Genomic DNA, 21,366 nt, shown 5'->3' on the forward strand with positions numbered 1-21,366 from the left:
GCGTTCGACCCCCGCAACGGATGCCGCACGACCGTGGGAACGCCTCGGCACCGCACCGACGATGGCGGCGACCAGCAACGCCGGAAAACGGAGTGGATCATGCTTGTCCGGGTGGGCATCAACGGGATGGGCCGGATCGGTCGGGGCGTCCTGCGCAGCGTCGTCGAACGCGACGACACGGGCTTCGAGGTCGTGGCCGTCAACGACGTGGCACCGGTGCAGACCGTCGCGCATCTGCTGCGCCACGACTCGGCCTACGGCCCGTGGCACCGCCGCGTCAGCGAAGGGGGCGGCTATCTCGCGGTGGACGAGCGGCAGATTCGCGCCTTCCAGCAGCCCGACCCCGCCCTGCTGGACTGGGGCGGGCTCGGCGTGGACGTGGTCGTCGAGGCCACCGGCCGATTCCGCACCCGCGACCAGGCCGCCGCTCATCTGGCCGCCGGAGCGCGGAAGGTGGTGATCACCGCACCCGGCGAGGGCGTCGATGCGACGGTGGTGATGGGCGTCAGCGACGACAGGTACGAGGCGCTGCGTCACGACGTCGTCTCCACCGGCTCGTGCACCACGAACTGCGCGGCGCCCATGGCGCAGGTGCTGCATCACGCATTCGGGATCGAGGAGGGCCTGCTGACCACCGTGCACAGCTACACCGCGGACCAGAACCTGATCGACGGGCCGCACCGCGACCTGCGCCGGGCCCGCTCGGCCGCGGTGAACATCATCCCAACCAGCACGGACGCGGCCGGCGCGATCGGGACCGTGCTGCCCGAGCTGGCGGGCCGCCTCGATGGCGTTGCGGTGCACGTGCCGGTCGTGAACGTCTCCCTCGTCGACCTGACGGTACGGCTGACCGAACCGGTGACGGTCGGTCAGGTCAACCGTGCGTTCGCGACGGCGGCCGAGGGAACACTCAAGGGCATCCTGCGCTGCACCAGCCGGCCCGTCGTCTCGACCGACGTGATCGGCGAGCCCGCGTCGTGCCTGGTGGACACGGCGCTCACCCGGACCGTGGGGCACACGGTCAAGGCCTTCGGCTGGTACGACAACGAGTGGGGCTTCGCTCAGCGGACGGTCGACCTGGTCGACCTGATCGCCCACACCCTCCCGGCGGACCCGCGCTGAGCCGTCACCGCAGCGGCACACGCCACCGCAGCCGGGTGCCGCCGCCGGGTTCCGGCCGCACCGTGAGCTCGCCGTCGCACTCCCGTGCCCGCTCGGCCAGGTTGCGCAGCCCGCTGCGGGCGGTTCCGGGCTCGATGCCGATCCCGTCGTCGACCACCTCGATCAGCAGGTTCTCCCCCGCCTCGACGGTGAGCATCACCTGGCCCGCGTCCGCGTGGCGCACCGCGTTGCTGATCGCCTCCCGCACGACGGCGACCGCGTGCACCCCCACCTGCGGCGGCACGAGCGTGTCGACCGGTCCCGAGATCCGCACCGAAGGGGACAGTTCTCGACCCTGCGTCACCTCGGCCGCGGCATCCAGCAGCTGGCGCCGCAGCCCGCCGCGGGTGTGGGCGGTCGAGGTGTGCAAGTCGAAGATCGAGGTGCGGACCTCCCGCACGGCCTCGTCGAGTTCGTCGACGGCCCGCTGGATCCTGCGCTGCAGGACCGGGTCATCGGTGCGACGCGCCGTGCTCTGCAGCTGCAGGCCGGTGGCGAACAGCCGCTGGATGACGTGGTCGTGCAGGTCGCGGGCGATGCGGTCGCGGTCGCTGAAGATGTCACGTTGACGCTGCGCCCGGTTCTTCCCGCCCAGTTCCAGCGCGAGCGCCGCCTGCTCGGCGAACGAGGTGAGCAGTGGCACCTCGGCGGGCTGGAAGCGATGCGGTGCGCGTCGGCGCACCGCGACCAGGACACCGATCACCCGCTCCTTGGACGTGAGCGGCACCGCGATCGTCGGGCCGTCGAGTGTCTCGTGCGGGTCGTCGAACAGACCGCCGGACGGGGCGGCGGCGACCGCGGTCCGGCGATCCACCACGCGGTGCAGCAGCGAGTCGCATCCGTCGATCCTGCGGCCCACCGTGTTCGGCTCGGCCAGTCCGCACTGCGCGGCGACCGTGAAGTGCCCATCGGCCGGATCCGGTCCGAGCACGATGAACGTCGCGTCCGACCCGGTGAGCTCGAGCGTGCGCAGCGCGATCAGGGCGAGCGCGTCCTGCTCGGTCGCCCCGGAGAGCAGCTCGCCTCGGATCTCCCCCGCCGCCTCCAGCCAGGACTCTCGCAGCCGGGCCTGTTCGAGGAGGTCCGCGTTGTGGATCGCGGTTCCCGCGGCCGCGGCGAGAGCCTGCAGCATCACCTCGTCGGCGGCGGTGAACTCGCCGCCGCCGGCCTTCTCCGTGAGGTAGAGAGTGCCGAACACGCCACCGCGGACCCGCACCGGAACGCCCAGGAAGCTGCGCATCGGCGGGTGGTTCGGGGGAAACCCGACCGACGCCTCGTGCGTGCTCAGGTCCGCGAGCCGCAGCGGCCGCGGGTCGAGGATCAGCTGCCCGAGCAGCCCCTTGCCCTCCGGAAGCGGACCCATCCGCGCGCGCGTGGCGTCGTCGAGTCCGATATGGATGAATTGGCAGATGCCCCCTTCGGGCGCCAGCACGGCGAGTGCCCCGTATCGTGCGTCGACGAGCTGCGCAGCGGACTGCACGATCCGCCGCAGCATGGCGTCCAGCTCGAGGTCCGACGCGACGACCAGGATGGCGTCCAGCAGGCCCTGCATCCAGTCGAGGGTCTCGACGACCCCGTCGTCGAGCCGCTCCCGCACGCCGCAGAGCAGCATGTCGAGCCGGAGCCCGTCCAGCACGTTCGGCTGGGGGCGCCCCAGGGCCGAAGCGGGAAAGTCGCTCGGCATCGGATCCCCCTGTCCTCGCACGGATCCGGCGCACGGGTGGAGCCCTCCCGCAAACGTGGCACGGACGCTGTGCGAAGGCAATCACCCCGATATCCCAGTCCGTTGGTCGTGCCGGTTCGGCCGGATGCGATCCGACGGCGCCGTCGGGTCACGTCGCGGATCAGGCACGCGGCCGGCCGACAACGCACGACTGCGCCTCGAGCCGCGCGCACTGACCGACCTGAATCGCTCCCCGGCCTCGGTTTCGGAGTGAGGCTGAAGCCGGACAGTGGGCGAGACCCCACCGTGCGGCAGCACCAGGGGTGTCCGGCGCCCACGTCGCGATAGGCGAGGTGACCGCCCGGGACCCCGACGAGGCTGCCGGCAGCGGGCCCGACACACCGGTCGGGCCAACAGCGCAGCCACGACAGGACGGCCACTCGGTCCGGGCTGCGTCAGTTCCGCCCCATCGCGGAGATGGTCTTGGTGATCCGGCGGCTCACCATGCCCAGCAGCCCGGCATATTTCTCGACGTCGGCGCGGAAGACCGGCGCGGTCACCGACAGTGCGGCCATGGTGGTGCCGGTGGCACCGGCGAGCGGGATGGCCACACTCAGGTATCCGACCCTCGTCTGCTCGCGCTCAACGGCGTAGCCCACCTCACGGGCCTTGGCGAGCTCCTGCAGCAGCAGGCCCGGGGCGCCAACGGTGTACGGGGTGACCCGTTGGAAGGGCATGGCCATGACCTCGTCGACGAGCGCGCGCGACCCGAACGCGAGCAGCACCTTGCCGGTCGCGGTGCAGTGCAACGGCATTCGGCCCGCCACTCGTGACGGGCGGGTGATCTGGCCATGCCCCGAGATCTTCTCCAGATAGAGCACCTCATGTCCATCAAGGACCGCGAGATGGATGGTCTCCTTCGTCGCCTGGTAGAGGTCCTCCATGTACGGCCGTGCCGCCTCGCGGAGAATCCGCTGCCGCGGGACGCGCTGGCCAATCTCGAACAGCCGCATCCCGAGCCAGTAGGCGGATCCGCGGCGCTCGAGCACGCCCCACTGGAGGAGTTCCTGGGCGAGGCGGTGTACGGAGGCCTTGGCCACTCCCGAGCGGCGGGCGATCTCGGTGAGGCTGAGGTGTTCATCATCGGGTCCGAACGCTTCGAGGATCAGCTGGACCTTCCCCAGCACGCTGTTCGCATCCACGACGGCCCGATGGGGCGGGTCCGCGAGCTGTGTCACCATACCCGAAGGCTCGGCCAGTGGATCAAGTTCGGTCAACGGAGCCGGTCCGCTGACCGGAACTCGGCCGGCTGACCGGACTATCCGGGGGTCAGCACACCCGGCCGCGAACCCGGCCCGCCCGCAGTTCGTCGAGCAGCCACCAAGCCGGGGCGAGCCTCACCGGTCTCGCATCAGGCCGCGGTCTTCTGCAGGAATGCCAGGCTGATCGGGTTGTAACGGGAGGCCTGCTCGTGTTGCGGCCAATGCCCGCACTCGTCGAACAGCTCCAGCTGAGAGCCCGGGATCGCTTCGTGCATGGCGGCGGCCTCGGGTACCTCACCGAACGGGTTCTGCCGGCCCCACACGATCAGGGTCGGGTGGGTGATCCGGGCCAGCTGCTCGGGGCGCAGCAGGTTGCGCTGGCGGCGCTGCATGTCCTGCAGGGACAGCAGATTGTCCACGTTGGCGACGAAATCGGGCTGGTGGTAGATCGCATGCCGGATCTCGACGAGCTCCTCGGTGGCGTCGGCGGCGTCGGCCATGAGCAGCCGCAACCGGTTGCGGGTGAGGTCGAGATCATCGGTCATGACGGCCTTCTTCGTGCTGGTGCGGATGCGCTCCATGACCTCGGGGTTGGCCACGGTGCCACCGGCGCACAGCAGCTGCAGGCTGAGCACACGCTCGGGGTGTTCGATCGCGGTTCGCGCGCCCACCCAGCCGCCGAGGGACTCCCCGATGATGTGTGCACGCTCGACGCCGACCTCGTCCAGGTAGTCGAGTAGGTGCGCCACATAGTCGGAGATCTCATACGGCCGGTCGGGCTTGCCGGTGTAGCCGTGGCCGAGCATGTCGATGGCGTGTAGGTCGTAGGCGGCGTGCGCGACGATGTTGCGGGCAAACGCCTCGAGATGCCCGCTCGTGCCGTGCAGGAAGATCACGGCCTGCGCGTCGGGGTCGCCTGCGCGCAGCGTGCGGGTGGGCACGCCGTTCGCGTCGACGTACTCGACCCTGTGGGCGATCGAGCTCAGTTCAGTCCAGATGCTCACGGTACGGCTCCGGTTCCTCGGGGTTGATCATGTCTGGTTGATGCGGTGCACCTGGGTATGGCTGCGCGCCGCGAGCCGGGGCAGCACGACTGCGATTGCGCCCAGCACGGACAGCGTGATCAGCAGCTTGCTCGTGGCTTTCTTCGGCATGGTCATGACTGGGCGGCCTCGGCGGGTGTGAGTGAGGTGGCGGTGTCGAGCGAGTTCAGGAAGCCGCTGACCACGCTGTAGTAGGCGTGCGGGCGTTCCTCCTGCAGATGGTGGGAGGCGTGGTCCATCACATGCAGATTTCCGTTGGGCACCATCCGGGCCAGCATCAGCGGGTAGTCGGGGGTGAGGAACGCATCCTGCATGCCCCAGAGGAACAGGGTGGGCGCCTGGATCTGCGCCAGCTGCTCGGTGAGATCCTGCCAGTCGCCCCGCGGCGAGTCCGACATCGCGGCGAGCTCGCGCTCCCCGGGATCGAGACTCTGCTCGTAGCGCAGGTCCAGGGTCTGTTCGGGCAGCTTGTCGCCGTCGTACCACTCCAGCCGGGTGATCAGCTCACGCATCTTCTCCCGGGTCGGACCCTCGTCGCCGTAGTAGACGTCGCGGGCGTTGCGGCCGCGGCGGCCGCCCTCGGGCAGCGGGGCCAGCGGCCCGTAGAACACCGGCATGCTGCCGGTCACCACGAGCGACCGGACCCGGTCGGGGTACTTCGCGGCGAGGTTGAGCGCGATCGTGCCGCCCCAGGAGTTGCAGATGAAATCGGCCCGGTCCACCCCGAGCGTGTCGAGCAGCGCGGTCGTCTTGGCCGCATGGTGGTCCCACATCGGCCCGGTGATCCGGGACTTCTCGGACTTCCCGTACTGGTGGATATCCACGAGCAGGCAGCGCCGATCGGCCGCGAACAGCGGTGCGACCGGCCCGAAGTCACTCCACGCGGTGCAGCCGGGACCGCCGCCGTGCAGAAACACGGTGTCCGACCCGCTGCCCAGGTCGTGGTAGTGATAGCGGATGCCGCCCCCGTCGGCGTAGTGACTTTCGGGTGCTGCGGTCATGTCAGTCCTTCCGTGGTCGAGATCGCGATCCGGGCCAGCACCTCGCAGAGGCGCCGCATGGCGCGGACGTCGACGGTGTTCATGCCGCGGGCGAAGTCGACGTCGAACTCGTCCGAGGTCACCTTCGGCATGCCGATGCGGACCGTGGGGATCCCCCGGGCGCGCAGGATGTTCGAGTCGGTAGCGCCGCTGTTGTCCGGCACCGGCTCGTGGGTCCGCCCCGCGGTGCGCTCCCAGGCGTCGATCGCGGCACGCACGATCGGGGCCTCGGGCGGGGTGTGGCTACCCGGAATCGCCAGGACGAGCTCAAGCCCGAGCTCGACGTCCAGCTCGCGTGACAGCCGCGCCACGAACGCCGCAAGTTCCCGCTTGGCCGCCAGCGGTGTCGTGCCCGGGGTGATGCGCAGGTCGAGCCGGATCCGGCAGGTCGCGGGCGTGACGGCGAGCATGCGCTCCCAGCCGCCCGCGATCGAGCCGATGACCCCCTGCGGCGCCGCGGTGGCGGTGCGGTGCCGGGCGGGGTAGTCGGCCAGCCACGCCTCGAGCCGGGTCACGACCTCGGCCGCGGTGACGATCGGGTTGCGGTAGGGCAGCCGGTGGCGACTGCCGACGTAGGTGTGGACGCCCGGGACGGTGATCTCGAACCAGGCGAGGCCCACCTCCTCGTGCGCGACGAAGTCACCGGGCTTGGCGATCACGGCGTGGTCGGTGTACCAGCCGCGTTCGAGGAGGAACGAGCACCCCACCCCGTGGCCGGTGTTGGCCCGGGCCGGGTAGCCGGGCGCCTCGATGGCGTTGGTCGGCATGCCGCCGGCCCCGAACGCGACCACGATGTCGCCGGCCAGGTCCGGCCGGACCGCGCCGAGGGCCTCGGCGAGCACCAGGATGCACGCCGCGTGCCCCTTCGGGTTGCTGGCGCCCAGACCCGAAACGAACGGTCCCTCGTCGCGCGCCTCGGGCCGCATGTCCGCCCGTAGCCGCTCCCCGATCCACGGCAGGTCGAGCTCCTCCTCGCCGGTGGTCAGGGTGTCGATCGGTGCATACAGCATCAGGTCCTCGCCACCGCCGCGGCCGCGCAGCCGACCGACCGCGTTGGCCTGGTCCTCGTCGAGGTGTTGGGCGGTCGCGGCGAATCCGGCGGCGGCGAGCCGGGCGGCCAGCAGATGCGCCAGCGGCGCCTCCCGGCCGGTCGGGCTCGGGACGGCCGCGACGGCGCGGGCCGCCTCCCGCAGCCGCTCCTCGGTGATGTGGCCGAGCACCCGCGCGATCGCCGCGTCGGTGCGCCGGTTCGCAGGCCGCGTTCCCGGTGCGGTCACGGCGTCGCCGCCGGATCGATGACCGCGACGCCCATGCCGGTGAGCCACTCCGGCATCGGCGCGTAGGCCAGGGTCCGGCCCGGCGCAAAGCTCAACGCCGCGGCCATGACCAGCCACGCCCGAAGCTCCTGTCCCCCGTTGCCGGCCATCGCCTCGATGTCCTGCGACGACATCGAGGCGTAGCGCCCGAGCGCGCCGCCCTCCAGGTCGCCGAGGAAAGCGCGATCGAACTCCTCGAAGATCGTCGGCTGCGCGGCAAGGATGATCTGGCGCCTGCGCTTGTCGTAGTGCTCCCACTCGCCGCGGCCGTTGAGCCACGCCTGCACCAGGAACTCCTCGTCATCACCCTGCGGATCGCGCCAGTCAGGGGGCCAGGGCAGCTGATGCGAGAGTCCACCGGAGGCGATGACCGCGACACGGAGATCCGCCGGCATCGCCTCGACGGCAGCGGCGATGTTGCGGCCCAGCTGCACACAGCGGTCGAGCCGCGGCAGCGGGGCCGCAAACACGTTGATCACCAGCGGTACGACCGGGACGTCCAGGCCGTGCATGAGGTACTGGATGGCATGGGTCTGGCCGTGGTCGATCTGCAGCCGGGCGGAGATCGCGACCTCGGTGCCGGCCTCGACGAGGTGCTGCGCGAGGACCTGGGCGAAGGCCGGATCGACCCGTTGTGGACCGGACGGTGTCCCGGCCTCCCCGGACGCGATGACCTCACCGACCCCGAGCGTGAACGCCGGAATCAGGTCCAGCCAGAACCCGCGGAAGTGATTCGACCCCACGATGATCGCCACATCGGGGCGGGCGGCCACGATCGCCTCCCGGGCGTCAGCCAAGGCATCCCGAAATAGCTGCGCACGGTCGGTGTGCCCGACCTGATCCCAGTGGGTGTTCATCAGCGTGGAGTGGGACGCCCCCACCCCGAGCACGACGCGCGCCATCGGTCCTTGCTCCCCTCGCCGTGTCAACGTCTCGGCGTTCGCTCGCGGTCAGTTGTCGGTCGGTCGGCCGACCGACTCGAGGCCCTCAGCCCTCAGGCGCTTGGCCCGCTCCTCGGAGACGTCCTCGGCGAGCTTGCGCCACTTGAGCAGCGAGTCATCCGGGCGATACAGCCGCTCCGGCGGCGCGTCGGTGACCTCGACCATCCAGCGGTCCTGCCCGGAGAACTGGCCGTGGAACAGCCACCGAACGAAGCCGAGATACTTTGCGTAGAAGGGCCAGGTCTTGACGCCCTTCCCGAAGCTCGCCATGACTCCTACGTAGAGATGCCGGTCCGCGTCAACGGGCACATAGAACTCGTAATGGATGAACGTTGGGTAGACGATGCGCAGCACACCGGGCATGCTGACCGACGCGAATCCGGGGAACTCCTGGGCCGCGATCACCGGGTTCACCTTCCGGTGTGTCGTGGTGTTGCCGATATTGCCGACCTCGGTCGGCGGCTTCATCTTGTACCAGGCCTGGTTGCTCCACTTTCCCAGGCCCGGGAAATCGGCGTCCCAATATTGTTTTTCCTGCACCCGGTAGATCCATCGGCCCCGCCGGACGATGCGGGTCTCGTTCCACACCGGCATCGCCTTGAACAGCCGCCACAATGCGGTGCGGTGCAGGTACTTGGCGTGACCCTCGTCATAGCCGTTCTCGCAGGCGAAACGCCAGTTCCCCGCGCGCGGCTGCATCCGCGAGCCCACGACCGCGGCATTGCCGACGAGCTCCTCGGGCAGCTGGGAGTCGATCGGCGGGGCGTCCTCGCCGTCACCGACGAAGACCCAGACCATGCCGAGCCGCTCGGTCACCTCGTAGGTCGGCTGGGTGACCTTGCCGCAGATCGGCGAGGCCGGGCCGTCGGTGATAGCCGCCTTCAACTCGCCGGTCGCGAGGTCGAACGTCCAACCGTGATAGGGGCAGGAAATGGTGCCCGGGAACTGCTGGTTGCCCTCGCTGAGCGGCACCCCCCGATGCGGACACCGGTCCTTCAACGCGAAAACCGTGCCGTTATCGCGGATCAGCACGATCTTCTCGCCGAGCAGCGTGACCTGCCGGGGTTTCGTCGTGATCTGCGAGGAGTACGTGACCGGGTACCAGTAACCGCGAAATCCCGTGGCAGCGGCCTGGTAGTGGGGCCAGCTCGACCAGTCCTGCCGGCCGGGCAGTTTTCCCGCCCGCGAGTGGCGCCGACGCGGGGTGGAATCCCCGCTCTCTTCACCCATGACACGCTCCATTCACCTCATCGATGGCCGCTGCGCAACCCGAACGTGCCAGAATTCCAGCATCAGGTTCCACCGGGTCCAAGGCGATCGGTCCGTTGATCGAACCGCGATCCACAACTCGCGGGATGTTCCGGTGAGCAGTCCGGAATACACGGCACGTCGGTGCCAATGCCCATAACGTTGGCTCGCACACCTTCTGGGCCACATCTGCCCACTTCCCACATTGACCGACGGAGGTCGGCGTGTCCGCATGCACCACCACCGACATCCTCATCGTCGGGGCCGGCCCGACCGGACTCTACGGCGCCTTTTGCGCCGGGTTCCGCGGTCTGCGCACGGTCGTCACTGATGCGCTACCTCAGCCCGGCGGTCAGATCGCCGCGTTGTACCCGGAGAAGGAGATCCGCGACGTCGCGGGCCTCCCGGGTGTGATCGGGCGCGACTTCGTGGCCGCGCTCCTCGGGCAGGCCGCGACCTACGAACCGCAATATCTGCTGGGCCTGCAAGCTGTGGCACTGGACTACTCCGAGGCGGGTCGGCCCCGGGTAACGCTCGCCGACGGGCACGTCGTCGATGCCGGCGCGGTGATCCTGGCCGCCGGCATCGGCGCCTTCACCCGCGCGCTACCGGCTGGCGAGGAGTTCCTCGGCCGGGGCCTGAGCTACTTCGTCCCGGACCCCGCGGCCCACGCCGGCCACGACGTGCTGATCGTCGGCGGCGGGGACAGCGCCGTGGACTGGGCGCTCGCCTTGCAGCCGGTCGCGCGCTCGGTGACGCTGGTGCATCGCCGGGCCACCTTCCGAGCCCACGCCGCGAGCGTCACCGCACTTACTGGGAGCGGCGCGCGGATCATCACCGATGCCGTGGTCGAAGCCCTCTCGGGCAACGGCACCGTCCAGCGGGCTCACGTCCGGGTGCGCGGTGAGCCGGACCTGCGGGTGTTTCCGGTCGACAGCGTCGTGGCCGCGCTCGGCTTCGCCAGCAACCTCGGCCCCCTCGCCGAATGGGGGCTGCGGCTGCGGCGCCGCTCGGCCGTCGTGGACAGCCGCATGCGCACCAACCTCGACCGCGTCTACGCCGCCGGGGACATCACCGACTACGAGGGCAAGGTCCGTCTGATGTCGGTCGGCTTCGGCGAGGTAGCGACTGCGGTCAACAACGCCGCGGTCATGCTCGACCCCGAACTGTCCCTCTCCCCCGGCCACTCCACCGACACCGTTTGAGCAACCCCCTGGAGGTACCGCCATGGCCTACGTCATCGGCGCCAACTGCATCGATGTCACCGATCGCGCCTGTCTGGACGTCTGCCCTGTCGACTGCATCTACGTCGGTGCGCGCAAGAGCTATATCAACGCCAACGAGTGCATCGACTGCGGCGCATGCGAACCGGAGTGCCCGGTCGACGCGATCTTCGCCGACCGCGCGGCTCGCGCCGACGAGCGCAAAGCCGTGTTCGTCAGCGACTCGATCAGCTTCTTCACCGAGCCACTGCCCGGGCGCGACGCGCCCCTCGGTGATCCGGGCGGGGCCAGCGCCGTCGGTGAACTGGGTGTCGACACCCCCCTGGTGAGCGCCTATTGACCGCTCAGGGATATCGGTCCCGCCACCTCCAAGTCGGCACCGCTCGGTCCCGCTGTTAACTGGCCCGGACGACTCCTTGACCGAGCACCAGCGCGCCCCCCGCATCGGGGCAGCTCACCTCGAAGAGGTGAGCTTCGTCCTGACGCCATACCCGCGCGGCCAGGGATTGTCCAGGAAGGACAGGATGGCGGAACCTCGCGGACACCCCGCCTAGCCGCGCGGCCTCTCCGTCGAAGATGTGCTCCACCACGCCTCGGGCGAGCATCCCGAAGGACGCCAATCCATGCAGAATCGGCCGTTCGAAACCAGCCTCCGCCGCGAACTCCGCATCCGCGTGGAGCGGGTTCATATCGCCGTTGAGGCGGTAGAGCAGTGCCTGCTGCTGCTGCGTCTGGATGGAGAACTCCACGTTCGGAGCGCGGTCGGGCCGTCGCCACGTCACCTCGGGTCCGGGGTCTCCACCGAAACCGCCGGCCCCGGCGACCCAGAGCTGAGTCTCCGCGGTCCACAACAGTTCGTCCGAACCATCATGGGCGTTCTCGGTGAGGACGACGAGGGCCGCCTTGCCCTTGTCGTAGATCTGCGTGACCGAGGATGTGAGCCATGCCTCGCCCACCGGTGGGATGGGCTGACTCACGCGCAGGTCCTGACCCGCGTGCAGGATCCGGTGTGGGTCCAGTCGCAGGCCAGCCAGTTTGTCCTCGAACCGCGGTACGGCGGGCGCAGAGACCCCCTGACCGGCCACGAGAGCGAAGGTCGGGAGCACCTGCAACTGGTGCTCCAACGTATATCGCGGCTCGGGATCGGTGGCGGCTTGGCTGCCCGCGCCCAGGGACAGGTGATAGAGCAGGACATCTCGCACGGTCCATCGCAGGTGCTGCCGCAACGGCTCGGCGGCAAGCGCTGCTCGGGGGTCGATCGACATCGTGGGCTCCTTCCAGATGAGGCGTCGCGTGAGCCACAGACCTTCCAGGCGGGAACTCCGCGGCGTTCATCAGAGCGAGCAGCTCATCCGCTGAGAATCCAAGTAGTCCAACACGTCAATGGAGCAACACCAATGACGGAACAGCATGTGGTGTTAGTCGGCCGAAAGGAACTCGGTGACGATCTGGGCGAACTCGGCGGCGGTGTGCTCAAGCGGGATCTCCCCCTCGTGGATCACCCGGACCTGGGCGTCAGCCAGCGCACCGGCCAGACGATCCTGACCGCCGAAGGCGAACCGGTCGCGCGCGTGACCGACGCACAGGACCGGCCGGCGGACCCGGTCCAGACGTTTCTCCATCTCGTAGCGCGCCACCACGCGATGCCCGTCCTCGGGGTCCTCGGTACACAGCGCGTCCCTCAGGAAGCGCTTCAGCAGCCGGTTGTTCTGCGGGTAGTACTTGGCTCGCCGCTGCCAGAGCTCGGCTAGATGGCTTCCGTCGTCGCGTTCTTCCACCTCGTCGATGCCACGTCGACCGGTGCGGATGGCCCGGGCCCCGACGTTGAGCAGGTCGGTGGAGGACAGAACCAACCGACGTACGCGGTCAGGAGCCTGGGCCGCGAGCTCGAATGCGATGTACCCGCCGGTGTGATGGCCGACCACGTCGACCCGGTCCAGACCCTCGATCTCCAGCAAGTGCGCCATCGCCGCGGCCCAGCCTTCGATCGTGGGCGGCTGCGGCAGCGGGTCGGAGGAGCCCATGCCCGGTGTGTCGACGGCGATCGCCCGGAACCGCCGACCCAGAATGGTCAGCACCTCTCGGTACTCGTCCCAGCTCCGTGGGGTTTGGTGGAAGAGGAGCACCGCCGGACCGGAACCGGCCTCCGCTAGATGCAGCTGGCCCCAGGCGCAGTCGATGTAGCGGCGACGAATGCGGACCTCACTCATGGCCGCGGCTCCTTGGGCAGGCCCAGGACGCGTTCCCCGACGATGTTCCGCATCACTTCCGAGGTCCCACCACCGATGGAATCCCCGCGGGCGAACAGGTAGTGCCGCTGGATCTCGAACTCGTCCGGCACGTGATCCTCCGGACGATGGAACGCATAGCTGCCGAACAGAAGCGCCGTACTGCCGAGGGCGTCCATGCCGAACTCGTATACGCTCTGTTTGAGCTGGGAGTAGATCAGCTTCGCGAGCGACCCCTCTGGACCTGGATTGTCGACCGCCAGGTTGCGGGCCGCCTCCTGGTTCAGCAGGTCGGCAGCACGTGTCTTGATCGCCAACTGCACGAGTCGATCGCGCATCACCGGGTCCCGGTCTTCTCGACGGCACCACACCTCGACGACCTCCGCCAGGGCTTGGGAGCCTTCTCCGGCCGACCCGCCTCCGATGGAGACCCGTTCGTTCATCATGATGGTGATGGCGACCTGCCAGCCCTGGTCCGGCGCACCGACGAGATCTCCGGCGGGAACCCTGAGGTCGTCGAAGTAGACCTCGTTCAGGTGGGCAGAACCGTCGATCTGGCGCAGTGGACGCACGTCCACGTGAGGGTCGCGCATGTCGATGACGAACGCGGCCAACCCCCGATGGCGACCTCCCGGTTCACCGGTGCGGGCCATCAGCAAGCCGCGGTCGGCGCGGTGCGCGGCGGTGGTCCAGATCTTCTGACCATTGATCACCCAGGCGTCGCCGTCGAGGACCGCGCGGGTCCGCAATGCCGCCAGATCCGAGCCGGCTCCGGGTTCGCTGAACAGCTGGCACCAGATCTCTTCTCCGCAGAACATCGGGCGCAGGTACGCGTCCCACTGATCGGGTCGCCCATGCGCCACCAGCGCCGGTGCGATCATGGCCACGCCCAGCGCATTGCCAAGATAGTGGTCCATGGTCGGCGCACCGGCCGCGGACAGCAACTCGTGGACGGTCACCTGCAGGTTTCGGGGCAGGTCCAACCCACCTCGCCCGACCGGGAAGTGGACCCACGCCAGCCCGCGATCGAACTGTTCCTTCAGGAACGCGGTCCGGCCGGTGGTAGCCGGCGGAAACTCCCGCAGCAGTTCCTCGACCAGGGTCACCACTCGGCTCGTCTGCGGGTCGGACGTCGCCGTATTCACCGTCGCCACTTTCTCTCCTCGGTCGCTTCCATCAGTAGTCCAGCAACTCGGCCAGTCGCAGCCGGTGATCGAGCGGCGAACCGAACAGAACCGCCGCAGCCGTGGCTCGCTTGTAGTAGCGATGGGCCTCGAACTCCCAGGAAAATCCCATGGCACCGTGGATCTGGATGTTCTCGGCGGCCAGATGATGGAACATCTCCGAGCAGAACGACTTCGCCATGGCCGTCGCGATGTGACGATCCGGAGAGTGGTGCAGCACCTGCTCAAGGGCCGCACGCTGCAATGCCCGACCGGACTCGAGCTCGACCAACATGTCGGCGCACTTGTGCTTGATCGCCTGGAATGAGCCGATCGGCCTGCCGAACTGGATGCGTTCGCGGGCGTGTCCCACCGACATCTCCAGGCACCGTTCGCCGCCCCCGACCTGCTCAGCGGCCAGGCAGACCAGTGCCGTGTCGACGGCGTGCTGCTGGCTCCTCGGAGCTTCCTCCGGCGCGGCGACCAGTACCGCCGGCACCGCATCCAACTCGACGCGGGCAAGAGATCGCGACCGGTCCAGGGCCGGCCGATCGATCACTTGGACACCCGGCTGACGAGGATCCACGGCGAGCAGCACCCGTCCCTCGGCGGAGTCGGCGACCACGAGCATCAAGTCCGCCTCCGTGCCGTCGAGAACGTAGTCCTTGACCCCGTTGACCTGCCAACCGTCCGCTTCTGCGACCGCGGTGGTGTCGTAGGACGTAGGGTCCCATCGGCCCACCGGTTCCACGAAGGCCAGCGTCGCGACGCAGGAACCGTCGGCGATGCTGGGGAGGTAGCGCTTCATCGCGACCTCGTTACCCGAGGCCAGGAGCGCCGGGGTAGCCAGTCCGATCGTCGACAGCAGCGGGAACGGGTGCAGCGCCCGCCCAGCCTCCTCGAACACGAGGCCGACTTCGGCAAGCGTCGCTCCGGCACCTCCCCATTGCTCGGGGATGAGCAGGCCCTGCACACCGAGCTCCCCCGCCATCCGCAGCCACTGGGCCCGATCCAGCGCCGGTGTGTGCTCGGTCGGCGGCTCACTCGGTTGACACTCGTCGAAGAATGCCCGCAGCACCTGCCGAAGCTCGTCGTACTCACTCTGGTCGAGTCTGGCGCCGTCGACTGTCATCGATTCCTTCTCATCTCACTGTTGCTGTCGCCTCGCCGGTCGACGATGGCGACGGCGATGCCGTGTACGGCCGCTTCGGGCGAGTCGAAGCAGGGCACGCCGACGGCACTCACCTCGGCGATCACCTTCGGCACGTCGAGCAGAAAGGCCGTGGTGGGCACGCCGGTCCTGCGCACCGCGTCCGCGACCGCCGCGCCGAACTCTGTGATGTCCAGACCGCAGTTGATGACCACGACGCCGTCGACCTCCCTGGACTCGTAGACCGCGAGCACCGCGTCGACCATCGCCTCTGGTCGGCACTGGGGCGTCAGGTCGATCGGATTACCGATCGCGGCGAACTCCGGGACGAGCCAACGCAGCCTGTCCTGAGTCTGCTGCGTCAAGGTCGGCAGGGTGAGACCCGACCGATCCGCGGCGTCCGCGGCCAGCACCCCCGGGCCTCCGGAAACGGTGACCACCGCCACCCTGCCCGCAGTCAGACCACGCCTGACGACCGACAACGACCGCAGAGTGTCGAAGAACTGTACGGAGGAGTCCACCTGGAGGACTCCGGCCCGACGGAAGGCAGCCTCGTAGATTCTGTGGTCGCCGGCCAAGGATCCGGTATGGCCCGCCGCAGCCCGGGCCCCGGCCTGGCTGCGCCCCCCCTTGAGGATCACGACCGGTTTCCGGGAGGTGACATCACCGGCTACCTCGACGAAAGCCCGTCCGTTGGGTATCCCCTCGGCGAAGACACCAATGACCTCGGTCCGGTCGTCGTCACCGAGCCACCGCAGCGCATCGGTGACGGTGACGTCCGGGGCATTCCCGAGACTCACGAAACGCGCCAGCCCAAGATTCTTTGCCCCGAGGAATGAGAGGAACATCCCACCGAAAGCGCCGCTTTGACTCACGAAGCTGAGGCGACCGGGACCCGTCGGTACTTCCCAGAAATAAGAGGCATTCAAGCACCGGTCACCGGACAGCTGGCTCACCACACCCATGCAGTTCGGCCCGATCAAGGGGACCTCGTGCTGACGGGCGATATCGACGATGCGTTCCTGCACCGCACGGCCTTCCAGGCCTGCTTCAGCAAATCCGGAGGACAGCACGACGAGGGCCCGCGCACCGGCGGTGACCGCGTCCAGCACGGCCGACTCTGCGGCGCGGGCGGGGACCGAGATCAACGCTAGATCGACTGGGCTCTTGAGCGTCGCGGTCGCGGGGAACCCGTCGATTGATTCGGCGGTGGGATGGACACAACGAACGTCGGGGAGACTGACCGCCACGTTGCTGAGCAAGGTGTTTCCCAGCTTTCGCGATGGCCCGGACGATGCGCCGTACACAGCCGCGGATTCCGGCTGGAAAAGCGGGGTGAGGTCACCCATGCAAAACCCTGTCCTGTCATCGATGATACGGATATCGGACTTTCATTGACGGCGTCGCGCGCGGCGACCATCGGGCTTCGCTGCACAAAACACCCGTGGCTCATCTCCGGTTCGCCCGCCACGACAGATGGATGTCGCACGGTCGCGCTCGCTCAGGCCCCTGACAGGATCACGAGTGCGTCCAGTACCACTGGACGGCCGTCGATGATCGCGACCGGATTGAGATCCACCCCCATGACGTCGGGGTCCGCCACCAGCACGTCAAGCAGGTGAGAACCGAGTTCGTACAGTCGCTCCAGGTCTGCACCGGGCCGGCCCCGCTGCCCGTGCAGCAGTCGAGCGCAGCGCAACTCTTCGAGACCCCGGCCGAAGTCGTCCCGGTCCAGAGGGTGCAGGAAGCAGACCACGTCGTCGATGGACTCAGTCATCACCCCGCCCTGTCCCACGGTCAGAACCGGGCCGAACTGCTCGTCACGGGTCGCACCGATCAGGAGTTCATATTCAGGGCGGACGAAGTCGGCGACCAGCACGCTGCCGTCACCCGCTGCGGCCAACTCTTCCCATTGCGCCAGCACGTACTCGGCGGGCAGCCCCACGCGGACCAGGTTGCCTTCGGTCTTGTGGGCCACGCCGGATGCCTTGGCCACGAAAACTCCGTTCCCACCCGCCATGAAGTCGGCGGCCTCTGCCGGCGAGCGGGTGAGTCGCTCCCGGCAGGCCGGCAACCAGTCCCCCAGCCGCTGCTTGCTCTCCGCTTCGCTCAATGCCCTCATCGGGACGAGACCCCTTCCGCCAGGCCTGCCCGCAGAGTCCGGCGAGCCCAGCCGTAGTCGGCCTTGCCGGCAGGCGAACGCCGGATCTCATCGACCACCACCATGCGCTTGGGCAACTTGTAGGAGGCCAGGAGACCGCGACCGAAGCCGCGCAATTCGTCGAGGGTGACCTGGTTGCCGGGCCGGAACTGCACCACCGCCGAGACGCATTCCCCCAGCAGGTCGTCCGGACTGCCCGCGACCAGGACGTCGTACACGGCAGGGTGCGAGAGCAGGACCTGCTCAACCTCTTCGACGTAGACCTTCTCGCCGCCGGAGTTGACACACATCGAGTCGCGACCCAGGACCTCGATCCGCCCGCCGGTCGTCCACCGGCCGCGGTCACCGGGGATGGCGTAACGCGTCCCGTCGATGATGGGAAAGGTGGACTCGGTCTTGTCACGATCATTGAGATATCCCCTGGGCAGTCGTCCGCGGCGCGCCACCCACCCGATCTCCGTATCGGTGGGCTGGATCTCCATGCTCAGGTCCTCCGCCAGGAGCGTCGTCCCCAGGACCGGGGTGAACGTGCGCTGAGGCGATTCCTGCGTTCTCGTTGTCAACCCGACCAGGTGCCCCCCGCCTTCGCTGGAACCGAACATGTCGGAGATGAGCACATCCGGGGTGTGCCGGAACCATTCCCTCTTCAGCTCGGGCAGCAAGCCCGCCCCGCCGGTGTGAATATCGGTCAGGGAGCTCACGTCGTACACCTGCTCGTCGAGGGCTTCGAGGAGCGGACGAGCAAAGGCAGTACCGGCGATCACCAGGGTGTCGACCTGTTCTCGCTCGATGGTCTGCATCGCATCGATCGGGTCGAAGGATCGGGTGTTGCGCTGGATCACCAGGGTGTGACCGCCAGTGATGGCGTAGAAGGCGAGCCACAGACCGCCGCCGTGCATGAAAGGGGGCAACGGAAGGAACCGTTTACCACCACCTCGAGCGCGGTCGATGATCTCCGCGACGCTCTCGAACTCGGAGAAGTCGTCGCGGCGGCCGCCCATCGCCGCGACGAAGATGTCCGCCTGGCGCCAGAGCACCCCCTTGGGCATCCCGGTGGTGCCGCCGGTGTAGATCAGATAGCCGTCGTCGGGGGAGGGGACGGTGGGAACCGGCGCGGCCGAACCCTCGGCAAGCAGATCATGAAACCAGTGCGCACTCTCCATCAGGCCCACGCCGCTGTCGTCATCGATCTGAATCAACAGGGGACACTTCCCCAGGACGGCGAGTGTCTCCCGCAGCGTCTCCGCGAAGCAGGACTGAAAGAAGATCACCGCAGGATCGGCGTCGGCAAACAGTACCTGAAGTTCCGTCGACGTATATCGATAGTTCACGTTGAACGGGATCAGGCGAGCTTTGAAGCTACCGAGCACCGCTTCGATGTACTCGGGACGATTGCGCATATAGACTGCCGCGTGCTGCTGGTGGCTGAGCCAGCCTTCTACTCGAGGACTTTCCAGCTTTCCCAGACCCTGGTCGAGAAGGGCGTTGGCGATACGCCGGGTCCTGAGGTTGGTTTCCTGCCACGTGAACCGCTGCTCGCCCCAGACGATCGACTCTCGATCCGGGATCGCCGCGGCGATCCGCTCCTGCAGGTCGACCAGGTTGACATCGACTCCCCGCTTGGTTTCGCTCATTGGTGCTCCTCGCCGCGTCGCGCTGCTGCCAGGATGTTCGCGCTGACGTCGGCCAGGCTCTTGGGGACCGTGTAGCCCTTCTCGTCCACGATCACCGAGAGTGCCGACGCGATATCCTCGGGTGTGGCGGACAGGTCGAACAGTCCCGGGGTTTCGGCCAGGAAGGTTCGAGAGATACGTCCGCCACCGCTGGAGATGACCTCGCCGTTGAGCGGATTGGACTCATGGCAGAGGAAGGCGACTGTAGGTGCCACCAAATCTGGAGAGGAATGCCGGGCCAACTCTCCGAGCAGTCCGTCGGTGAGTTGAGTCAGGGCCATCGGCGCCACGGCATTGACACGGATGTCACGCTCCCCGACCTCCAGGGCCAAGGCACGGGTGAACCCGACGACGCCAGCCTTGGCGGCCGCGTAGGCCGTCTGCCCAAAGTTGCCGAAGAGTCCAGATGCCGAGGTGGTGTTGACGACTCGGCCATAACCGTGCTGGCGCATCCACCGCCACGCGGGCCGGGTCACATGAAAGCACCCCATTAAATGCACGTCGAACAGGGCAGCGCTCTCGGCTGGCTCCAGATTGTGGAACGCCCGATCGCGTACGATCCCCGCATTGTTGACCACGATGTCCAGCCGCCCGAAAGTCTCGAGAGCCGCGCTAACCATCGCCTCTCCGCCCTCGGCTGTACCGACGGAGTCACGATTGGCGACCGCGACCCCTCCGGCGTCGCGAATCTCCTGGGCGACCACCTCCGCGCGACTGGTCTCAATGCCGTCCTCGATGCTGGTCGCCACGTCATTGACGATCACGATGGTCCCGCGTGCCGCCAGGAGGTGGGCGTAACTGCGTCCGAGGCCGCCACCCGCTCCGGTGACCAAGGCAACCCGGCCATCGAAACGCAGGGCGTCCAACTGCTCTTTCATCGTGCTGACCTCTGCTTCCGTTGCGCTACTTCGAGGTGCCCAGCACCGAGACGAAGGACATCAGTTCACCGGGCGCGCCACCGAGGTTGTGGACCAATGCCGCACCGCGTTGCGTGATCGTGATCTGGCGCTCGACCGGGGCCTCCCCGCGCAGTTGGAGCCAGCATTCGAACAGCATGCGCAGTCCGCTGGCGCCGACCGGGTGCCCGAACGACTTCAGGCCGCCGTCCGGGTTCACCGGTAGTTCACCGGCCAGGTCGAAGACACCGGCGAGAACGTCGCGCCATGCCTCACCACGCCGCGACAGGCCCAGGTCCTCCATGAGGATGAGCTCAGTCGGGGTGAAGCAATCGTGGACTTCAGCCAGGAGCAGTTCCGATCGCGGGTCGCGGATCCCCGCCTGGCGATATGCCTCACATGCCGAGGCGGCGACCTCCGGCAGACTGACGTAGTCGTACCCGGGATCGCGGGGGCCGGTGCCGGGGCCGGCTGTGAACGACATGCCCTTCACGTAGAGCGCCTCGCGGTTCCGGGCAAGGTCGGACTCGGCGTGCACCAGTACAGCAGCCGCGGCGCCGTCGCTCATGCCCGAGCAATCGAGAACGCCCAGTTGTCCGGCCACCACCGGCGCGCAATTCACCTGTTCGGAGGACACCGGTCTGCGGAACTGGGCCCGGCTGTTCAGCGCACCGTTTGCGTGATTCTTCTGAGCGATATGTGTCAGGGTCTCCCGCATGGTGTCCACGCTGACCCCGTACCGCTCACAGTACGCCGGGACCAGCAGGCTGAAGCGGGCTGGAGGTGTGAGGCTGCTCAGAGTGCCGTCGTTGGGCGGTTCGTTGTCCACCAACCCGGCATAACCGCTGTCCTTGAGCTTCTCGACACCGATGGCCATCACTGTGTCATACGCACCAGCAGCGACCGCGTAGGCCGCGTTACGAAAGACATCGGACCCGGTGACGCAGAAATTGGCCACGCGAGTGACGGGCTTGTTGTCCAGTTTAAGAGCACGGGAGAGATCTAGTCCGCTCTGCGCAGAATTGGTCGACCCGAACCAGAAGGCGTCGACATCGACGAGCTCAACACCTGCCGACTCGCACGCCTGCAGTGCAGCGTCCACCGCCAGGTCCTCGATACCGGTGTCCCATAGGTCACCGAACGCGGTACAGGAGGAACCGATCACCGCGACCTGATTCGCGATGCCACGCACCGCCAT

At 68.1% G+C, this 21,366-nt stretch carries 20 protein-coding genes; 3 read left to right on the forward strand and 17 right to left on the reverse strand.

The genetic code is table 11. From position 1 onward, the window contains the following. The first annotated feature begins 99 nt into the window (after positions 1–99). Positions 100–1,122 carry a type I glyceraldehyde-3-phosphate dehydrogenase gene (gene gap, locus ACFQE5_RS09095; protein WP_379584395.1) on the forward strand — a complete coding sequence of 341 codons (1,023 nt, stop codon included), beginning with the start codon at positions 100–102 and terminating at the stop codon, positions 1,120–1,122. 4 nt (positions 1,123–1,126) lie between these two features. Here gap and ACFQE5_RS09100 read toward each other — a convergent pair whose 3' ends face one another. The 8 genes from ACFQE5_RS09100 to ACFQE5_RS09135 all read right to left on the reverse strand — a co-directional run bounded on the left by ACFQE5_RS09100 (position 1,127) and on the right by ACFQE5_RS09135 (position 9,656). Next, on the reverse strand, positions 1,127–2,845 hold the full coding sequence (locus ACFQE5_RS09100) for a GAF domain-containing sensor histidine kinase (protein ID WP_379584396.1): 1,719 nt from the start codon (positions 2,843–2,845) through the stop codon (positions 1,127–1,129). A gap of 434 nt (positions 2,846–3,279) precedes the next feature. Then, positions 3,280–4,065, reverse strand: coding sequence for an IclR family transcriptional regulator (locus ACFQE5_RS09105; RefSeq protein WP_379584397.1), 786 nt, complete (start codon positions 4,063–4,065; stop codon positions 3,280–3,282). Positions 4,066–4,235: 170 nt separating this feature from the next. Continuing rightward, a complete protein-coding gene (locus ACFQE5_RS09110) occupies positions 4,236–5,090 on the reverse strand; it encodes an alpha/beta fold hydrolase (protein WP_379584398.1) in 855 nt (284 codons plus the stop codon). Between the two features lie 27 nt (positions 5,091–5,117). Further along, positions 5,118–5,246, reverse strand: coding sequence for a hypothetical protein (locus ACFQE5_RS09115; protein WP_379584399.1), 129 nt, complete (start codon positions 5,244–5,246; stop codon positions 5,118–5,120). Next, entirely contained in the window at positions 5,243–6,130 is an 888-nt protein-coding gene (locus ACFQE5_RS09120; RefSeq protein WP_379584400.1) for an alpha/beta fold hydrolase, read from the reverse strand. Before ACFQE5_RS09120 ends, ACFQE5_RS09115 begins: the two co-directional genes overlap by 4 nt. Beyond that, a complete protein-coding gene (locus ACFQE5_RS09125) occupies positions 6,127–7,446 on the reverse strand; it encodes a peptidase dimerization domain-containing protein (RefSeq protein ID WP_379584401.1) in 1,320 nt (439 codons plus the stop codon). Before ACFQE5_RS09125 ends, ACFQE5_RS09120 begins: the two co-directional genes overlap by 4 nt. Further along, complete coding sequence (locus ACFQE5_RS09130) at positions 7,443–8,387, reverse strand: DODA-type extradiol aromatic ring-opening family dioxygenase (protein WP_379584402.1); 945 nt, start codon at positions 8,385–8,387, stop codon at positions 7,443–7,445. Before ACFQE5_RS09130 ends, ACFQE5_RS09125 begins: the two co-directional genes overlap by 4 nt. A 48-nt stretch (positions 8,388–8,435) precedes the next feature. Further along, entirely contained in the window at positions 8,436–9,656 is a 1,221-nt protein-coding gene (locus ACFQE5_RS09135) for a Rieske 2Fe-2S domain-containing protein (RefSeq protein WP_379584403.1), read from the reverse strand. A 242-nt stretch (positions 9,657–9,898) separates the two neighbouring features. Between ACFQE5_RS09135 and ACFQE5_RS09140 the strand changes: the two genes are divergently transcribed. Together ACFQE5_RS09140 and ACFQE5_RS09145 are read left to right on the forward strand one after the other, a co-directional pair. Further along, on the forward strand, positions 9,899–10,879 hold the full coding sequence (locus tag ACFQE5_RS09140) for an NAD(P)/FAD-dependent oxidoreductase (RefSeq protein WP_379584404.1): 981 nt from the start codon (positions 9,899–9,901) through the stop codon (positions 10,877–10,879). Positions 10,880–10,901: 22 nt separating this feature from the next. Continuing rightward, positions 10,902–11,237 (forward strand): indolepyruvate ferredoxin oxidoreductase subunit alpha, encoded by a 336-nt coding sequence (locus ACFQE5_RS09145; RefSeq protein WP_379584405.1) that lies wholly within the window; start codon positions 10,902–10,904, stop codon positions 11,235–11,237. A 55-nt stretch (positions 11,238–11,292) separates the two neighbouring features. Here the strand turns inward: ACFQE5_RS09145 and ACFQE5_RS09150 are convergent, their stop codons facing one another. From ACFQE5_RS09150 to ACFQE5_RS09190, 9 genes are all read right to left on the reverse strand, one after another. Further along, a complete protein-coding gene (locus ACFQE5_RS09150; RefSeq protein ID WP_379584406.1) occupies positions 11,293–12,162 on the reverse strand; it encodes a MaoC/PaaZ C-terminal domain-containing protein in 870 nt (289 codons plus the stop codon). Between the two features lie 153 nt (positions 12,163–12,315). Next, the gene (locus ACFQE5_RS09155; protein WP_379584407.1) at positions 12,316–13,107 is read right to left on the reverse strand and encodes an alpha/beta fold hydrolase; all 792 of its coding nucleotides are present in this window, start codon (positions 13,105–13,107) and stop codon (positions 12,316–12,318) included. Continuing rightward, the gene (locus ACFQE5_RS09160) at positions 13,104–14,084 is read right to left on the reverse strand and encodes an acyl-CoA dehydrogenase family protein (RefSeq protein WP_379584408.1); all 981 of its coding nucleotides are present in this window, start codon (positions 14,082–14,084) and stop codon (positions 13,104–13,106) included. Before ACFQE5_RS09160 ends, ACFQE5_RS09155 begins: the two co-directional genes overlap by 4 nt. 217 nt (positions 14,085–14,301) lie before the next feature. After that, a complete protein-coding gene (locus tag ACFQE5_RS09165; protein ID WP_379584409.1) occupies positions 14,302–15,420 on the reverse strand; it encodes an acyl-CoA dehydrogenase family protein in 1,119 nt (372 codons plus the stop codon). Next, entirely contained in the window at positions 15,417–16,787 is a 1,371-nt protein-coding gene (locus ACFQE5_RS09170) for an acetate--CoA ligase family protein (RefSeq protein ID WP_379584410.1), read from the reverse strand. The genes ACFQE5_RS09165 and ACFQE5_RS09170 overlap by 4 nt, the downstream gene beginning before the upstream one ends. Before the next feature lie 152 nt (positions 16,788–16,939). Further along, on the reverse strand, positions 16,940–17,560 hold the full coding sequence (locus ACFQE5_RS09175; RefSeq protein ID WP_379584411.1) for an acetate--CoA ligase family protein: 621 nt from the start codon (positions 17,558–17,560) through the stop codon (positions 16,940–16,942). Beyond that, entirely contained in the window at positions 17,557–19,233 is a 1,677-nt protein-coding gene (locus ACFQE5_RS09180) for an AMP-binding protein (protein WP_379584412.1), read from the reverse strand. The genes ACFQE5_RS09175 and ACFQE5_RS09180 overlap by 4 nt, the downstream gene beginning before the upstream one ends. Continuing rightward, complete coding sequence (locus ACFQE5_RS09185; RefSeq protein WP_379584413.1) at positions 19,230–20,150, reverse strand: SDR family NAD(P)-dependent oxidoreductase; 921 nt, start codon at positions 20,148–20,150, stop codon at positions 19,230–19,232. The genes ACFQE5_RS09180 and ACFQE5_RS09185 overlap by 4 nt, the downstream gene beginning before the upstream one ends. Before the next feature lie 25 nt (positions 20,151–20,175). Beyond that, positions 20,176–21,366, reverse strand: a complete 1,191-nt coding sequence (locus ACFQE5_RS09190; RefSeq protein WP_379584414.1) for an acetyl-CoA acetyltransferase — start codon at positions 21,364–21,366, stop codon at positions 20,176–20,178.

The sequence above is a fragment of the Pseudonocardia hispaniensis genome, assembly GCF_042658695.1.
GTDB lineage: Bacteria > Actinomycetota > Actinomycetes > Mycobacteriales > Pseudonocardiaceae > Pseudonocardia > Pseudonocardia hispaniensis.

Bases quoted from the DNA above. Each gene is read 5' to 3' on its own strand.
- ACFQE5_RS09165 (WP_379584409.1), bottom strand. From the start codon at position 15,420: ATGACAGTCGACGGCGCCAGACTCGACCAGAGTGAGTACGACGAGCTT.
- ACFQE5_RS09155 (WP_379584407.1), bottom strand. From the start codon at position 13,107: ATGAGTGAGGTCCGCATTCGTCGCCGCTACATCGACTGCGCCTGGGGC.
- ACFQE5_RS09180 (WP_379584412.1), bottom strand. From the start codon at position 19,233: ATGAGCGAAACCAAGCGGGGAGTCGATGTCAACCTGGTCGACCTGCAG.
- ACFQE5_RS09105 (WP_379584397.1), bottom strand. From the start codon at position 4,065: ATGGTGACACAGCTCGCGGACCCGCCCCATCGGGCCGTCGTGGATGCG.
- ACFQE5_RS09145 (WP_379584405.1), top strand. From the start codon at position 10,902: ATGGCCTACGTCATCGGCGCCAACTGCATCGATGTCACCGATCGCGCC.
- ACFQE5_RS09100 (WP_379584396.1), bottom strand. From the start codon at position 2,845: ATGCCGAGCGACTTTCCCGCTTCGGCCCTGGGGCGCCCCCAGCCGAAC.
- ACFQE5_RS09135 (WP_379584403.1), bottom strand. From the start codon at position 9,656: ATGGGTGAAGAGAGCGGGGATTCCACCCCGCGTCGGCGCCACTCGCGG.
- ACFQE5_RS09130 (WP_379584402.1), bottom strand. From the start codon at position 8,387: ATGGCGCGCGTCGTGCTCGGGGTGGGGGCGTCCCACTCCACGCTGATG.
- ACFQE5_RS09175 (WP_379584411.1), bottom strand. From the start codon at position 17,560: ATGAGGGCATTGAGCGAAGCGGAGAGCAAGCAGCGGCTGGGGGACTGG.
- ACFQE5_RS09185 (WP_379584413.1), bottom strand. From the start codon at position 20,150: ATGAAAGAGCAGTTGGACGCCCTGCGTTTCGATGGCCGGGTTGCCTTG.
- ACFQE5_RS09170 (WP_379584410.1), bottom strand. From the start codon at position 16,787: ATGGGTGACCTCACCCCGCTTTTCCAGCCGGAATCCGCGGCTGTGTAC.
- ACFQE5_RS09190 (WP_379584414.1), bottom strand. From the start codon at position 21,366: ATGGCGGTGCGTGGCATCGCGAATCAGGTCGCGGTGATCGGTTCCTCC.
- ACFQE5_RS09115 (WP_379584399.1), bottom strand. From the start codon at position 5,246: ATGACCATGCCGAAGAAAGCCACGAGCAAGCTGCTGATCACGCTGTCC.
- ACFQE5_RS09120 (WP_379584400.1), bottom strand. From the start codon at position 6,130: ATGACCGCAGCACCCGAAAGTCACTACGCCGACGGGGGCGGCATCCGC.
- gap (WP_379584395.1), top strand. From the start codon at position 100: ATGCTTGTCCGGGTGGGCATCAACGGGATGGGCCGGATCGGTCGGGGC.
- ACFQE5_RS09150 (WP_379584406.1), bottom strand. From the start codon at position 12,162: ATGTCGATCGACCCCCGAGCAGCGCTTGCCGCCGAGCCGTTGCGGCAG.